This is a genomic window from Mesorhizobium sp. M1399 (genome assembly GCF_040317735.1).
GTDB lineage: Bacteria > Pseudomonadota > Alphaproteobacteria > Rhizobiales > Rhizobiaceae > Mesorhizobium.
This window is the reverse complement of the sequence record NZ_JAMYKZ010000008.1, coordinates 239,074-253,030: the sequence shown is the minus strand read 5'-3', so window position 1 is coordinate 253,030 and position 13,957 is coordinate 239,074. Positions and strand designations below refer to the sequence as shown.

The 13,957-nt window shown below is 62.6% G+C and carries 10 protein-coding genes; 7 read left to right on the top strand and 3 right to left on the bottom strand.

The genetic code is table 11. The annotated features are described in order from the left end of the window. Positions 1–6: 6 nt before the first annotated feature. The 3 genes from NKH05_RS16330 (at position 7) to NKH05_RS16320 (ending at position 2,243) form a co-directional block, all read left to right on the top strand. Positions 7–375: a four helix bundle protein gene (locus tag NKH05_RS16330; protein ID WP_023719958.1), complete on the top strand. Its 369-nt coding sequence runs from the start codon at positions 7–9 to the stop codon at positions 373–375. Between the two features lie 83 nt (positions 376–458). Continuing rightward, positions 459–1,343 carry a 3-hydroxyisobutyrate dehydrogenase gene (gene mmsB / locus NKH05_RS16325; protein ID WP_353025749.1) on the top strand — a complete coding sequence of 295 codons (885 nt, stop codon included), beginning with the start codon at positions 459–461 and terminating at the stop codon, positions 1,341–1,343. Between the two features lie 486 nt (positions 1,344–1,829). After that, the gene (locus NKH05_RS16320; RefSeq protein ID WP_156948098.1) at positions 1,830–2,243 is read left to right on the top strand and encodes a VOC family protein; all 414 of its coding nucleotides are present in this window, start codon (positions 1,830–1,832) and stop codon (positions 2,241–2,243) included. A gap of 111 nt (positions 2,244–2,354) precedes the next feature. Here the strand turns inward: NKH05_RS16320 and NKH05_RS16315 are convergent, their stop codons facing one another. The 3 genes from NKH05_RS16315 to NKH05_RS16305 form a co-directional block, all read right to left on the bottom strand. After that, on the bottom strand, positions 2,355–3,734 hold the full coding sequence (locus NKH05_RS16315; protein WP_352484535.1) for an aspartate aminotransferase family protein: 1,380 nt from the start codon (positions 3,732–3,734) through the stop codon (positions 2,355–2,357). A gap of 240 nt (positions 3,735–3,974) precedes the next feature. Then, a complete protein-coding gene (locus tag NKH05_RS16310) occupies positions 3,975–6,044 on the bottom strand; it encodes a prolyl oligopeptidase family serine peptidase (protein ID WP_352484534.1) in 2,070 nt (689 codons plus the stop codon). A 94-nt stretch (positions 6,045–6,138) separates the two neighbouring features. Next, on the bottom strand, positions 6,139–7,299 hold the full coding sequence (locus tag NKH05_RS16305) for an MFS transporter (RefSeq protein WP_352484533.1): 1,161 nt from the start codon (positions 7,297–7,299) through the stop codon (positions 6,139–6,141). Between the two features lie 210 nt (positions 7,300–7,509). On the opposite strand from NKH05_RS16305, the gene NKH05_RS16300 reads away from it, so the two are divergent. The 4 genes from NKH05_RS16300 (at position 7,510) to NKH05_RS16285 (ending at position 13,943) form a co-directional block, all read left to right on the top strand. Beyond that, the gene (locus tag NKH05_RS16300) at positions 7,510–9,087 is read left to right on the top strand and encodes a trimethylamine methyltransferase family protein (RefSeq protein WP_352484532.1); all 1,578 of its coding nucleotides are present in this window, start codon (positions 7,510–7,512) and stop codon (positions 9,085–9,087) included. 154 nt (positions 9,088–9,241) lie between these two features. After that, on the top strand, positions 9,242–9,703 hold the full coding sequence (locus tag NKH05_RS16295; RefSeq protein WP_353005441.1) for an endonuclease domain-containing protein: 462 nt from the start codon (positions 9,242–9,244) through the stop codon (positions 9,701–9,703). Further along, positions 9,700–12,285: a GcvT family protein gene (locus tag NKH05_RS16290; protein ID WP_352547270.1), complete on the top strand. Its 2,586-nt coding sequence runs from the start codon at positions 9,700–9,702 to the stop codon at positions 12,283–12,285. Before NKH05_RS16295 ends, NKH05_RS16290 begins: the two co-directional genes overlap by 4 nt. Before the next feature lie 86 nt (positions 12,286–12,371). Further along, a complete protein-coding gene (locus tag NKH05_RS16285) occupies positions 12,372–13,943 on the top strand; it encodes a glycosyltransferase family 39 protein (protein WP_352495951.1) in 1,572 nt (523 codons plus the stop codon). The last annotated feature ends 14 nt before the right edge of the window (positions 13,944–13,957 follow it).

Genomic DNA, 13,957 nt, shown 5'->3' with positions numbered 1-13,957 from the left:
AGGAAGATGACCGGCAAGATCAATTCGTACAAGGATCTTATCGTATGGCAGCAGGCGATGGATCTGGCCGTCACCACCTACTCCTTGACCAAGGCATGGCCAAAAGAAGAATTGTATGGGTTGACCAGCCAAATTCGCCGCTCAGCAACCTCTATTCCTGCAAACATCGCGGAAGGTTATGGTCGAGACAACAGAGGCTCCTATCAGCAATTTCTCAGGATAGCCCAAGGATCGTTGAAGGAGTTCGAGACACACCTTCAGATCGCTGAACGCATTGGCCTTGCCACGCATGACCAAGCTTATCACGTACTGTTAGCGACCGAGGGCATCGGAAAAATGCTTCGCCAACTTATTAGCAAACTTGCGCCCGAATAGGTCGCCTACTGCCTACTGCCTACTGCCTACTGCCTACTGCCTACTGCCTACTGCCTGCCTTACCCAAACCGCGGAGTGCCATTATGACCACCATCGCCTTCATCGGCCTCGGCAATATGGGAAATCCGATGGCCGCCAACCTGGTCAAGGCCGGGTATGCCGTGCACGGCTTCGACCTGGTGCCGGAAAACCTCGTCATCGCCAGGGAGCACGGCGTCGTCATCATGGCCAATGCCGTTGCGGCGGTAAAGGATGCCGATGCGGTCATCACCATGCTGCCGGCCGGCAAGCATGTGCTGTCGGTTTACGCAGACATCGCGGCCAAGGCGAAAAAAGGCGCGTTGTTCATCGATTCCTCGACCATCGACGTCGAGTCGGCGCGAAAGGCCCATGCCACCGCGGCCAAGCACGGATTGCTGACGATCGACGCGCCGGTCTCCGGCGGGACGGGCGGTGCGGCGGCCGGCACGCTGACCTTCATGGCCGGCGGTTCGAAGGACGCCTTCGCCAAGGCCGAACCGATCCTCAAGCCAATGGCCGGCCGCATCGTTCATTGCGGCGACGACGGCGCCGGGCAGGCGGCGAAGATCTGCAACAACATGATTTTGGGCATTTCGATGATCGGCGTTGCCGAGGCCTTCGTGCTGGCGGAAAAGCTCTGCCTGTCGCACCAGGCGCTGTTCGACGTCGCCTCGACCTCGTCCGGCCAGTGCTGGTCGCTGACCACTTACTGCCCGGTGCCCGGCCCTGTGCCGACATCGCCCGCCAACAATGGCTATAAGCCCGGGTTTGCAGCGGCACTGATGCTGAAGGACCTGAAACTGTCGCAGGAGGCCGCACAGAGCGTCGGTGCGGCAACGCCGCTCGGCGCCGAGGCAGCCCAGCTTTATGCGCTGTTCAACGCACAAGGCAATGCCGGCGCGGATTTTTCCGGCATCATCAATTTCCTGCGCGGTGACCCTGCGTAAGGTCAAATTTCATAGTTTTCGATCTGCCCAAAGCGGAAAGTCGGCAAATTTAGGTTTGCTTAAGCTCTTGCTAACCCTGCAGTAACGATGTGCGTTTAAAACGGATTGCGAGGCGGACATCCGCCCGGCGCTCCGGATCAGGTCTCGCGTACCGGAGCCCGTAAGTTTCGCCGTAAGTTTCGCAAGTGTATTGTTGGCGAAGCACCATGCGTATCTGGCAAAGCCGCGTTCCGATGGAGCGCGGTTTTTGCGTTTTCGCCATGTCGTCGGAGCTATATTCCGATTGCCGCGTCGCTGATGCGGCCCTTCGGTGCTGTCTCAGTTTGAATTTCCGCTCACGACCCCCACATGAATTTCGGCTCGCTACCATTTCCACCGAGCGGGCTCGAAAGCTTGAAGGCAACCCAGTTGCAGACATAGTCGCGAAGACTATTTCATTAGAGGCTATACGGCCGCACGAATCTCTTCACATATTGAGGTCCCGCAATGGCGCACGAGCCTCGAAAAAGACCATTATTCCGCAAGCTCGATAATCATCTATTGCGGGTGAGCGACCTCGATGCAGCCGTATCGTTCTATGGGGATCGTCTCGGTCATGCGCTCGTTTGGCGGGACGATGAAGCCGCCGGCTTTGCGCTGCCTGAAACCGATGCGGAGCTGGTTGTCCATCTTCATATCGGTCCCGAGACCGACATCCTGGTCGATAACGTGGACGACGCGTTTGAGGAATTCTTGGCCGCCGGCGGTGAGGCTGTGCAACCGCCATTCGAGATCGCGGTCGGGCGGTGCGCCCGTGTCCGCGATCCTTTCGGCAACATTGTTGTGATCTTGGACCAATCGAAAGGGATGTTGGTCACTGACGCGAAGGGGCACGTCATCGGTGTCAAGGCGGGCCAGTGATCACGCGTGGTCGTCGATACTGCCAACAGCCTCGCCTGGCGAACTCTTCGCCATAAAGCGGCATTCAAACTCCGGGCGCCCGATTACCGGACGCCCGGCGATCGTTCCATCTTACCGCTTGCGCAAATCTGCTTCGGCCAGGTCGAGCGCCCTGGCGATGCGGTCGCAGGCCATGTCGATCGTCTCGCGCGTCCAGATCAGCGGCGGCGACAGGATCATCGTGTCGCCGGTGGCGCGCAGCATCATGCCTTGGGCAAGGGCGTGGTCGCGAACCATCACCGCCGCGCTGCCGGCCGGCAGGAAGCGCTCCTTGGTCACCTTGTCCTTGACGATCTCGATCGCCCCCATCAGCCCGAACGAGCGCACCTCGCCAACCAGATCATGCCCACCGAAACGTTCCTGCAGCGCCCTGGCGAAGTAAGGCCCGGTGTCGTTCCTGACGCGCTCGACCAGGCCCTCGCGCTCGATGATCTCGAGGTTCTTCAGTGCCACCGCGCAGGCCACCGGATGCCCGGCATAGGTGTAGCCGTGATAGAATTCGCCGCCCTTTTCGACCAGCGTCGCCGCGATGCGGTCGCCGACAAGCAGCGCCGACAGCGGCTGATAGCCGGAGGTCAGCGCCTTGGCCGTGGTGATGGTGTCGGGCTCGACATCGAAGGCTTGTGCGGCGAACCACTCGCCGGTGCGGCCATAGCCGGTGATAACCTCGTCCAGCATCAGCAGGACATCGTATTTGCGGCAAATGCGCTGCACCTCCGGCCAGTAGCTCATCGGCGGGATCTTCACCCCGCCTGCCCCCATCACCGGCTCGCCGATGAAGGCGGCGACCTTATCGGCGCCAGCTTCGAGGATCGCGTCCTCGACCGCTTTTGCCGCGCGCAGGCCGAAATCATGGTCGCTTTCGCCGGGCAGTGCGAGCTCGTACGCATAGGGCATCATCACGTGGACGATGTTGGGCACGGCGCCGCCGAGCTGGTTGTGCATCAAATCCATGCCGCCGAGCGAGGCACCGGCTATGGTCGAGCCGTGGTAGCCCATCTTGCGCGAGATGATGCGGTTCTTCTCGGGGCTGCCTTCCAGCACCCAATAGTGGCGGACGAGGCGCAGCGCCGTGTCGTTGGCCTCCGAACCGGATGAGCCGTAGAACACCTGGTTGATGTGCCTTGGCGCGATCTCCGCCAGCTTTTTCGACAGCAGAACCGGCGTCGGCGTCGAGCATTTGAAGAAGGAGTTGTAGTAGGGCAATTCCTTCATCTGGGCGTAGGCGGCGTCGGCAAGCTCGTCGCGGCCGTAGCCGACATTGACGCACCATAGCCCGGCCATGCCGTCGAGGATTTCCGTCCCTTCGGCATCGTAGATGAACGGACCGTTGGCGTGAGTGATGATGCGCGAGCCGGTCTCGCGCATCTCCTTGTGGTCGGTGAACGGATGAAGGTGATGCGCGGCATCGATCTGCTGAAGCTGCTTCAGCGAATAATTCTGGTAGGTCATGTCTGGTCTTTCCTCTTGAACCAATCCGGCAGCTTTCGCGCCGGGGCGGATTCGTTAGAGGACAGCGGGCGGCGAATAGCCGATACGGGCGCACAGCCGCAACAGCTCGGCGCGAAGCGTGCGCGGCGACGGCGTCACCGCCACCCCAAATGCGCACCCCGATTTCGCCAGCCGAGCCATGCATGTACCTTAGGCTGCCTCCAGCCCTCAGTTCAAGCCGTACCGGTCAAGCGATGTCGGTCAATTGGTGCCAGTCAGGGCCCGCTGCAGGAAGACGTACTTCATCGCCGCCTGTGCGGCCTGCGGCCGCCGATCGCCGCGCCCGCCATGCCCGCCCTCGGTCTCTTCGAAGAACAGCGTCTTGCCATGGCCCGCCGCCTGCAGCCGCGCCGCCATCTTGCGGGCATGGCCGGGATGGACGCGGTCGTCGGCAGTCGAGGTCGTCAGCAGTACCGGCGGATAGGCTGCATCCGTGTCTACATGCTGGTAGGGCGAATAGGAGGCGAGCCAAGCTGCCTCTTCCGGCTTCGCCGGATCGCCATACTCGGCCATCCATGACGCGCCGGGCGGCAGCTCGGTGTAACGCAGCATGTCGAGCAGCGGCACGTCGATGATCACCGCGCCGAACAATTCCGGGCGTTGCGTCAGCGAGACGCCAGTCAGCAAGCCCCCGTTCGAACCGCCCTGGATGCCCAGCGTGGCCGGTGTGGCGATGCCGCGTTTGACCAGATCTTGCGCCACCGCTGCGAAATCGTCGAATGCATTCTGGCGATTGGCCTTGAGCGCCGCCTGGTGCCAGTTCGGGCCGAACTCGCCGCCGCCGCGGATGTTGGCCTGCACATAGGCATTGCCCTTCTCCAGCCACAGCCTGCCGCGCACGCCGGCATAGCCGGGCAGCAGCGGCACTTCGAAGCCGCCATAGCCGTAAAGCAATGTCGGCACCGGCCCGTCCTGGTCGCGCCGCCTGACGACGAAGTACGGGATCATCGTGCCGTCCTTCGAGCGCGCCTCGAACTGTTCGGAGACCAGGGACGACGCATCGAAGCGCGCCGGCTGCGACTTCACCGTTGCCAGCGCCGCGGCATTATCGTCCGACCAGATGATCGAGCTCGGCGTCAGGAAATCGGTGAAGGAGAAGGAGACGCTGGAGCCGAAATGCTCGGCATGGCTGATGCCGACATTGCCGTTTTCGGGCAATGCAACGGGCTTGAACTCCCAGCCGCTGTCGCTGCGCTCGCCGGCGATGACCTTGCCGCGCACATTGTCCATCAAATTGATGAACAGCCGGGCCTGCGTGCGGGCGATGCCGGCGATCGAGACACGGTGCGCCGGCTCGAGCACGATATCGATGGATCCGAACAGACCGGTTTCGATCCAGCGCTCGAAATCGAGTGAATAGAGCCCGTCGGGCTTGCACAGCGTGCCGTCCGGCGCCGTCCACGGGGTACGCACGCCGAAGACAAGCTGGCCCTTGAACAGCGCCGTATCGGTGACGTCGTCCGGCAACGGGATGCGCCGGTTCTCGCCAGAAGGCAGCCGCAGGAAACTGTGCGAGGCGAAGAAGTCGAGCGTCCGGGCCAGGAAGACGTGGCGCCTGTCACCGTCGAATTCGACGGATCCGCCGGCGGCGAGATCCTGCTTCAGCGCCTCGAAGATCGGCATCGCCGCTTCCAGTGGCGTGCCGCGCCGCCAGAGCTTGACCACGCGCGGATAGCCGGACTGGGTCTTGTCGTCCTCCTCGAAGGCGGCGGAAACGATGACCGTGTCCTCGTCCAGCCAGCTGAAGTTCGATTTCGAGGCGGGAGCACGAAAGCCACCCTCGACGAAGGACCTGCTTTCGATATCGAATTCGCGCATCTCGCTGGCATCGCCGCCATCCGGCGACAGGCTGAGCAGGCAGCGGCTGAAATCGGGGTAAAGCCGGCTGGCGCCGCTGAACACCCATTTCACCCCCTCTTCCGCCGCCAGACTGTCGAAGTCAATGATCGTCTGCCAATCCGGCTTGTCGGTCTTGTAGGACGCGACGGTGGTGCGCCGCCAGAGGCCGAGTACGTTCGTGCGGTCCTGCCAGAAATTATAGACATGGCCGTTGATAGCGGCCCCGACGGCGATGTTATCCTCGGCCGTCATCAGGTCGAGCGCGGTCTGGAACGTTGCCTGGTAGGACGGGTCACCCTGCAATTCGGCGACAGTGATTTCATTCTGGCGATGAACCCAGTCGAGCGCTCGCTGGTCAGTCCTGCCCTCCAGCCAGAGGAAGGGATCTTCGGCCGCCGGATCCGGTTGGGCCTGGCTGTTCAATTTGGTCATGAGGTCTCCGGTTGAGTCGGGCGTCGGCATCGCCAAGATCGACACGGGGCCGCTAATATTCAAGTCATTGCGTCAGAACGGCGACTTCAGGCATTCACACCATCCGCCTTCGAATGACCGTTACAAGCGCCAGCGCCAGGCAAATGGCGCCAAGCGTGAGCGGCAGGCCGCCTGCGCCAACAACATCCATGGCGCCGCCCGCCAGCGGCGGCACGGCGATGCCGCCGACGCCCCACATCAGCGAAAAGGCGGCGTTGCCGGCGACCAGCGCCGAGCCGGTGAACCGCTCGCCGAGCTCGATGATCGACATCGTGTAGATGCCGTAGGAAACCGCACCCCAGATGAAGACGCATGGCCATATGAGCGGCGTCTCGATGAGAACCGGCAACAGCACGCATCCGAGCACCGTCACCGCCACACAGATGAACCGCACCAGCCGCGCCGTCAGTCGTTCCGCCAACAGGCCGAGCGGCACCTGCATAGCGATGTTGCCGGCGATCATCACCGACAGCAGCGCCGACATGCGCGCTTCGGCGATGCCGTAATGCGTTCCGTAGACCGGCAGCAAGGCGAGCACTGCCTGTTCGAAACCAGCGGCCACCACGACCGCCGACAACAGCAGCCACGCCTGCGGCACGAATCCCAGCACCGAAACCCGGTGCCCGCTCTCGTCGACCCTCGGCAGCCGTGCCAGCACCGAGGCAAGGCAGGCGCCGCAAAACAGGAATGCGCCGATGCCGACCAGAAACGGCGGCCATCCCACGGTGCCGACCGCAAGCAGGCACAGCGGCCCCGCCGCAAAGCCCGCCGAAATGATCGTCGAATAGATGCCCATGACGCGGCCGCGGCGTGCTGGCGGCGCCAGTGCGATCACCCAGACTTCGCTCAGCACGTAGAGCGGGTTGGTGACCCCACCGATCAAAAAGCGCAGCGGAAACCACAGATAGACATTTTGCGTCCAGCCGATCAGCGCCAGCACCAGCGCGGAAAGTGCCGCGCAAGTAAGCGCGGTGCGCCCGGCCCCGAAACGGCGCGACAGAGCCGGGACCAGCGGCGAGGAGACGATGAAGCCGATCGGCGTCATTGCCGCCGACAGGCCTATCATGGCCGGCGAGACGCCCTGGCGCTGCAGGATGAAGCTCAACAGCGGATAGCTCAGCCCTTGCGCAATGGCGAACACCGAGACGGTTGCGATCACGCCGGTGATGGCCGCCCATTGCACTGTCTCGCCGCTGTTCTGTTCCGCCCGGTCCATGATGCAGGATTAGCGTTTCGGTTCCGTCGCAGTAAGCACCGGCAACGAAAACCGCTTGCGCCAGCCGGAACGCGATCAAGAGGCTGACGATCCCGCCGGCTGCCCCCAGGGCATGTCGCTTCCCTCGTCCTAGTGGTCGCCGCCTCCGCAATGGCCGGAGGGCCGGCAGTCCATTATGCCGCCGCATTGCCGCAGCGTACGAGGACTATCATGACCGCCGCCCTTCAGCCCGCCGAACCGGCACTGGCAAACGACCGCGCCCGTCGCGGCGGCCGCGCGGGGAAGCGTGCCGGCGGATCGGCGGCGTTCGACCAGCCGCCGTTTCGCCAGTTGAAGAACCCGCTGACGCCGACCCGGCTGGTTTCCGAGGACGAGCTGGAATCCATCCACCTCGCCTCTCTGCGCGTGCTGCGGGAAATCGGCGTCGACGTGCTGCATGACGAAGCGCGGCGCATCATGAAGGCGCATGGCGCCGATGTCCGCGAAGGCAGCGAGCGGGTGCGCTTCGACAGCGACATGATCCTGGAACTGGTTGCGCACTGCCCGCCGGAATTCACCATCCACGCCCGCAACCCGGCGCACAATGTGCGCTTCGGTGGCGATAATCTGATCATCTCGATGATGGCGTCGGCACCCAATTGCTCCGACGTCGACCGCGGCCGCCGGCCGGGCAACCAGCAGGACTATCGCAACTTTCTCAAGCTTGCGCAGATGCACAACATATTGAATTGCACGGGCGGTTATCCGGTGGAGCCGATCGACATCCATCCGTCCGTGCGCCACCTCGAATGCATCCGTGACCTCGCCACGCTGACCGACAAGATGTTCCACATCTATTCGCTCGGCAAAGAGCGCAACGTCGACGGCATCGAGATCACCAGAATCGCACGTGGCATCAGCCACGAGCAGTTGCTTGCGGAGCCGTCGGTGTTCACCATCATCAACACCAATTCGCCGCTCAAGCTCGACGTGCCGATGATGGAAGGCATCATCCAGATGTCGAGCAAGGGCCAGGTGGTCATCGTGACGCCGTTCACCCTGTCGGGCGCCATGGCGCCGGTGACGATTGCCGGCGCGCTGGTGCAACAGAATGCCGAGGCGCTGTCCGGCATCGCCTTCGCACAGATGGTGCGCAAGGGCGCGCCTGTCGGCTACGGCGGCTTCACCTCGAATGTCGACATGAAGTCCGGCGCGCCGGCCTTCGGCACGCCGGAATATATGAAGGCGCAGCTGGTCGGCGGCCAGCTCGCCCGCCGCTACAACATCCCCTACCGCACCTCCAACACCTGCGCCGCCAACACCGTCGACGCGCAAGCCGCCTATGAAAGCGTGTTCTCGCTGTGGGGTGCCATCCAGGGCGGCGGTAATCTGATGATGCATGCCGCCGGCTGGCTCGAAGGCGGCCTGCGCTGCTCCTATGAGAAGACCATCCTCGACATAGACCTGTTGCAGATGGTCGCCGAGTTCCTGACGCCGCTCGATCTTTCCGACGAGGCGCTCGGTTTCGACGCCATCCAGTCGGTCGGCCCCGGCGGCCATTTCTTCGGCACCCAGCACACGCAGGACCGCTACAAGACCGCCTTCTATGCGCCGATCATTTCGGACTGGCGCAATTTCGAGAGTTGGGCGGAGGCTGGGTCACCGACCGCGCTCGAAAAAGCCAATCGCGTCTGGAAGGAGCGGCTGGCCTCCTATGAAGAGCCTTATATGGACCCGGCGATCCGCGAGGAGCTCAATGCTTTCGTCGACAAGCGCCGGGCCGAAGGCGGCGCCCCGACCGATTTCTGATCATCTGATGAGTAGTCGACCCCCACTCCGTCGCGCATAGCTCGACACCAAACCCCCGATCGACGGGGTAGAGGAAGGGCGCGAAACGATTCCAGTTGGCGCCCTTCCTTTCCCCCCGGAGGGGGGAGAGGTGGCGCCGCGAAGCGGCGACGGAGTGGGGGAAGCCGTTCATGAAACGCGCAGCCGCCGCAAAACAGGCACAACCCAGCGAGCGCGTAGCCTGCGGCAAGCAGGCAATCAGGCCGAAGCACTGCTTTGGCCTGAACTAAAGGCGCGCAAGCTTGGCGGCTATCGCTTTACGCGTCAGTTCTCCATCGGCGCCTTTTTTGCAGACTTTGTCTGCCGCGAAAAATGGCTTGTTGTTGAAGTCGACGGACAACAGCACGCCGGCAGTTCATATGACCGCCGCCGCGATGATTTCATGCGCGCCCAAGGCTACTCGATCCTGCGTCTTTGGAGCCATGACGTCCTGAAACATCGTACTTCCGTCTGTGAAACCATTCTTGCCGCGCTTGATGGCAGGCTGGCCGAAAACATCGCTGTATTCGATTTCCGCTTTGTTTTCGCGCCCCGCTCACTCGATTCAATCTCTTCAAAAACGGAACTATCTTCATGAAATCTCATGCAAAAGCGGTTGTTATCGGCGGCGGCGTCGTTGGCTGCTCGGTGCTCTATCATCTGGCCAAGGCCGGCTGGACCGACATCATGCTGATCGAGCGTTCGGAGCTCACCTCCGGCTCGTCCTGGCATGCGGCGGGCGGCTTTCATACGCTGAACGGCGATCCCAACGTCGCCAAGCTGCAGGCCTATACGGTGCAGCTTTACAAGGAGATCGAGGAGATTTCCGGCCAATCCTGCTCGCTGCACCTGACCGGCGGCGTCATGATGGCCGACACGCCAGAGCGCATGGACTTCCTTCGCCTCGCCCATGCCAAGGGCCGCTATCTCGGCATGGACACCGAACTGATCACGCCGTCCGAAGCCAAGGCGATGTTCCCGCTGATGGACGAGACGAATTTCGTCGGCGCTATGTGGGATCCAGTCGAGGGCCACCTCGACCCTTCCGGCACCACCCACGCCTATGCCAAAGCCGCCCGGAAGCTCGGCGCCGAGATCGTGCTGCGCAACCGCGTCGTCGAACTGACGCAGGAGGTCGACGGCACCTGGAACGTCGTCACCGAGCAAGGCACGATCAAAGCCGAGCATGTCGTCAACTGCGGCGGCCTTTGGGCGCGCGAGATCGGTCGCATGGTCGGCGTCGAGCTGCCGGTGCTGGCGATGGAGCACATGTATCTCCTGACCGAGCCGATGCCGGAGGTCGAGGAATTCAACAAGTCGACCGGGCGCGAGATGATCGGCGTGCTCGACTTCAAGGGCGAGATCTATACCCGCCAGGAACGCAACGGCATCCTGCTCGGCACCTATGAAAAAGCCTGCAAGCCGTGGTCGCCGGTCAACACGCCATGGGATTTCGGCCACGAGCTGCTGCAGCCCGACATCGACCGCATCGCGCCGTCGCTCGAGATCGGCTTCAAGCATTTTCCCGGCATCGAGAAAGCCGGCATCAAGCAGATCATCAACGGCCCCTTCACCTTCGCGCTCGACGGCAACCCGCTCGTTGGCCCTGTGCAGGGCCTGACCAATTTCTGGTGCGCCTGCGCCGTCATGGCCGGCTTCAGCCAAGGCGGCGGCGTCGGCTTGGCGCTGTCGAACTGGATGGTCCATGGCGACCCCGGCTTCGACGTCTGGGGCATGGACGTTGCGCGCTTCGGCGAATGGGCAACGCTGCGCTATACCAACGCAAAGGTGCGCGAAAATTATTCGCGCCGTTTCTCCATCCGCTTTCCCAACGAGGAATTGCCGGCGGCAAGACCGGCGCAGACGACCCCGCTTTACGACACCATGCTCGCCAACAACGCCGTCATGGGCGACAGCTGGGGTCTCGAAACCCCGCTCTGGTTCGCGCCGAAAGGCTCGGAGCCGAAGGACATCGTGTCCTTCCACCGCTCGAATGATTTCGGCGCGATCGGCGAGGAAGTGTGCGCCACACGCGAGAGGGTCGGCGTCACCGAGATCGCCAACTTCGCCAAATACGAAGTCTCCGGACCTGGGGCCGAGGATTTCCTCAACCGGCTGATGACCAACCGCATGCCGAAGACCGGCCGCATCGTGCTGACGCCGATGCTGAACGAGTTCGGCAGACTGATCGGCGACTTCACCATCGCCAAGGCGGGCGAAGAACGCTTCATGATCTGGGGTTCTTCGGCCGCGCAAAAATATCACATGCGCTGGTTCGAGAAGCATCTGCCGAAGGACGGTCCAAGGGCGTCGGAGGTGCGCATCCACCGCTTCGACCAGACGCTGGTTGGCCTCTCCATCGCCGGGCCGAAATCGCGCGACCTGCTGCAGAAACTGGTCGACGTCGACATCTCGACCAAGGCCTTCCGCTTCATGGATTTCCGCGAGATGGCGGTCGGCGGCGCGCCCTGCATGGTCAACCGCATCACCTACACCGGCGATCTCGGCTATGAGATCTGGATGGCGCCGGCCTATCAGCGTCTGGTCTACAAGGCGATCAAGGAGGCCGGCGAAGAGTTCGGACTTGTTGATTTCGGCATGCGCGCCCTGCTCTCGATGCGGCTTGAAAAGAACTTTCCGACCTGGTTCCGCGAGCTACGTCCGATCTACGGACCGTTCGAAGGTTCGATGGACCGCTTTATCAAGCTGGAGAAGAACGATTTCATCGGCCGCGAGGCAGCGGCCAAGGAACAGGCGGCAGGGCCGAAGCTGCGCCGCGTTTCCTTTATCGTCGATGCTGCGGATGCCGACGTCATGGGCGACGAGCCGATCTGGGCCAAGGTCGGCGACAAGGATTTCGGCACGGTAGAAAAGCCGCATGGCTATGGCGCGCCGCGCTTCGACGCGGGCGGCAAGGAAGTGCGCGGCTCGAACGCCGCTGAAGGCGCGTCTGCCGTGCGCGGTATTGTCGACGGCAACTGGCGCGTGGTCGGCTGGGTCACCTCCGGCGGCTATGCGCATTATGTCGAGAAGTCGATGGCGCAAGGCTACGTACCGGCAGTGCTTGCCGAAAACGAGAGCGCCGGGCTGTTCGAGATCGAGATCCTTGGACACCGGCGGTCGGCGCGCATCAACGTCGAGCCGCCCTTCGATCCGAGTGGCGAAAAGATGCGAACGTAGGTGCAGCCAGCCGGTCGCATTGTGCGGAGCACGCTCTTCATGCTAGCCCAGCCGGCAACTGTGCCGGCAGGGGCGATGAGACTTCCTTGAAGTACGACATGAAATGGGCCGAGTGGCTGGCCGAGGGACGGATCGGCCCCTTCCCGGCGGCGATCGTCATGGTCGCGGCTTATTTTGCCTTGCAGACCATCATACTGTCCCTGTTGAGCTCTTGGGCGGGAACCGGCGTCGGCATCGACGATGCGGAGCAGCTGATCTATGTACCGTATCTCTGGGCTGGATATGGCGGCTCGCAACCACCTCTCTACACCTGGATCAATTGGCTGGCCGCGCATGTTTTCGGCACCAGTATCTTCACGCTGAAGCTCGTCAAATACTCAGTGCTGTTCCTCGCCGCCTGCAGCGTGTTCGCCGCCATGCGGCGGTTCGGCTACACCAAGGCGACAGCGGCGGCGGCCATGTTCGGCCTGTTTACGATCCCGCAGGTCGTCTGGGAATCGCAGCGCGCTTTGTCGCATTCCGTCGCCGTCGTCGGCTTCTGCTCGCTGCTCCTGCTCACCATGGCCTATCTTCTCGAGCGGCGTAGCATGATTGCCTATGCGGCGTTTGGCCTGGCCACGGCGGCGGCAATTCTTGCCAAGTATAACGATGTCTTCCTCGTGGTGGCCCTTGTTGCGGCAGCGCTGTCGCTGCGCGAATTGCGCAGCGCCATCCTTGATCCAAAGTTCGCAATCAGCATAGCGGTCGCGATATTGGTGCTGGCACCAACCACCTATTGGAGCCTCATGCATCCCGCCGATTTATTGTCGAGAGGCGAGAAGTTCGGAATAGACCCGCAACAAGGGCGCATCGCGGCGGCCTTTGTCGGCGCCGGCAAGTTTGTCATGGGGACCTTCAATTTCGCGGTCTTGCCGGTGCTCGTTTCCGCGCTGGCCTTCGGGGTGGCGAAGTTCCGTTTCTCCGAGCGGCACCCGAAACGTCCGGCCAGGGAAATTCTGTTGTGGCGTAGCTTGGCGCTCGGCTTGGCTATGCTGGCAATACTTGTGCTGGCCACCGGCGTGACGGTTGTCAAGGACCGCTGGCTGCTGCCGGTCCTGTTCATGTTGCCGCTGGCCATCGTCGCCACTATGGAACGGCTGGCGCCGCGCGGCAGGAATGCGCAGCTCCTGGTGATCGCGGCTGGAGCGATCATCGCCGTGTTGCTCGCGCCCGCCACTTGGTACGTCCAGATAAACGGGACCAGTGGCCTCTCCCGCATGATCCGCTTGGATTACCCGGCCCTCTATCGCCAACTGACCGCGGACGGACCGGTGAAAACTGCAATATCCGACGGTGCATGGGTCGGCAACCTGCGGCTGGTCGACGAAAAACTGGTCGCACTTGACCAGGAAGTGCCTAATTTCGAAACGCTGATGCGGGGGCCGGCCGTACTCGTCTGGCTTGATCACGACGATCCGCGGCCGGTCATTTTGGACCAGCTCAAAGCGGCCGGCTATGAGCCGGACGGCCAACCGCGGCAAATCATGGTTCCGCTGTTGCGTGGCACCGACAAGTCCGCCCGGCCCGGCGCATTCGTCCGACTGAAGAGAATGGAAGGAGCCATGGCGCCCAAGGAAGGCGCTGGCGAAGGAGTCGAGGGTGGACAGGAATCCGACTGACCGGCCCCGTCATC

Bases quoted from the DNA above. Each gene is read 5' to 3' on its own strand.
- NKH05_RS16330 (WP_023719958.1), top strand. From the start codon at position 7: ATGACCGGCAAGATCAATTCGTACAAGGATCTTATCGTATGGCAGCAG.
- mmsB (WP_353025749.1), top strand. From the start codon at position 459: ATGACCACCATCGCCTTCATCGGCCTCGGCAATATGGGAAATCCGATG.
- NKH05_RS16320 (WP_156948098.1), top strand. From the start codon at position 1,830: ATGGCGCACGAGCCTCGAAAAAGACCATTATTCCGCAAGCTCGATAAT.
- NKH05_RS16315 (WP_352484535.1), bottom strand. From the start codon at position 3,734: ATGACCTACCAGAATTATTCGCTGAAGCAGCTTCAGCAGATCGATGCC.
- NKH05_RS16310 (WP_352484534.1), bottom strand. From the start codon at position 6,044: ATGACCAAATTGAACAGCCAGGCCCAACCGGATCCGGCGGCCGAAGAT.
- NKH05_RS16305 (WP_352484533.1), bottom strand. From the start codon at position 7,299: ATGGACCGGGCGGAACAGAACAGCGGCGAGACAGTGCAATGGGCGGCC.
- NKH05_RS16300 (WP_352484532.1), top strand. From the start codon at position 7,510: ATGACCGCCGCCCTTCAGCCCGCCGAACCGGCACTGGCAAACGACCGC.
- NKH05_RS16290 (WP_352547270.1), top strand. From the start codon at position 9,700: ATGAAATCTCATGCAAAAGCGGTTGTTATCGGCGGCGGCGTCGTTGGC.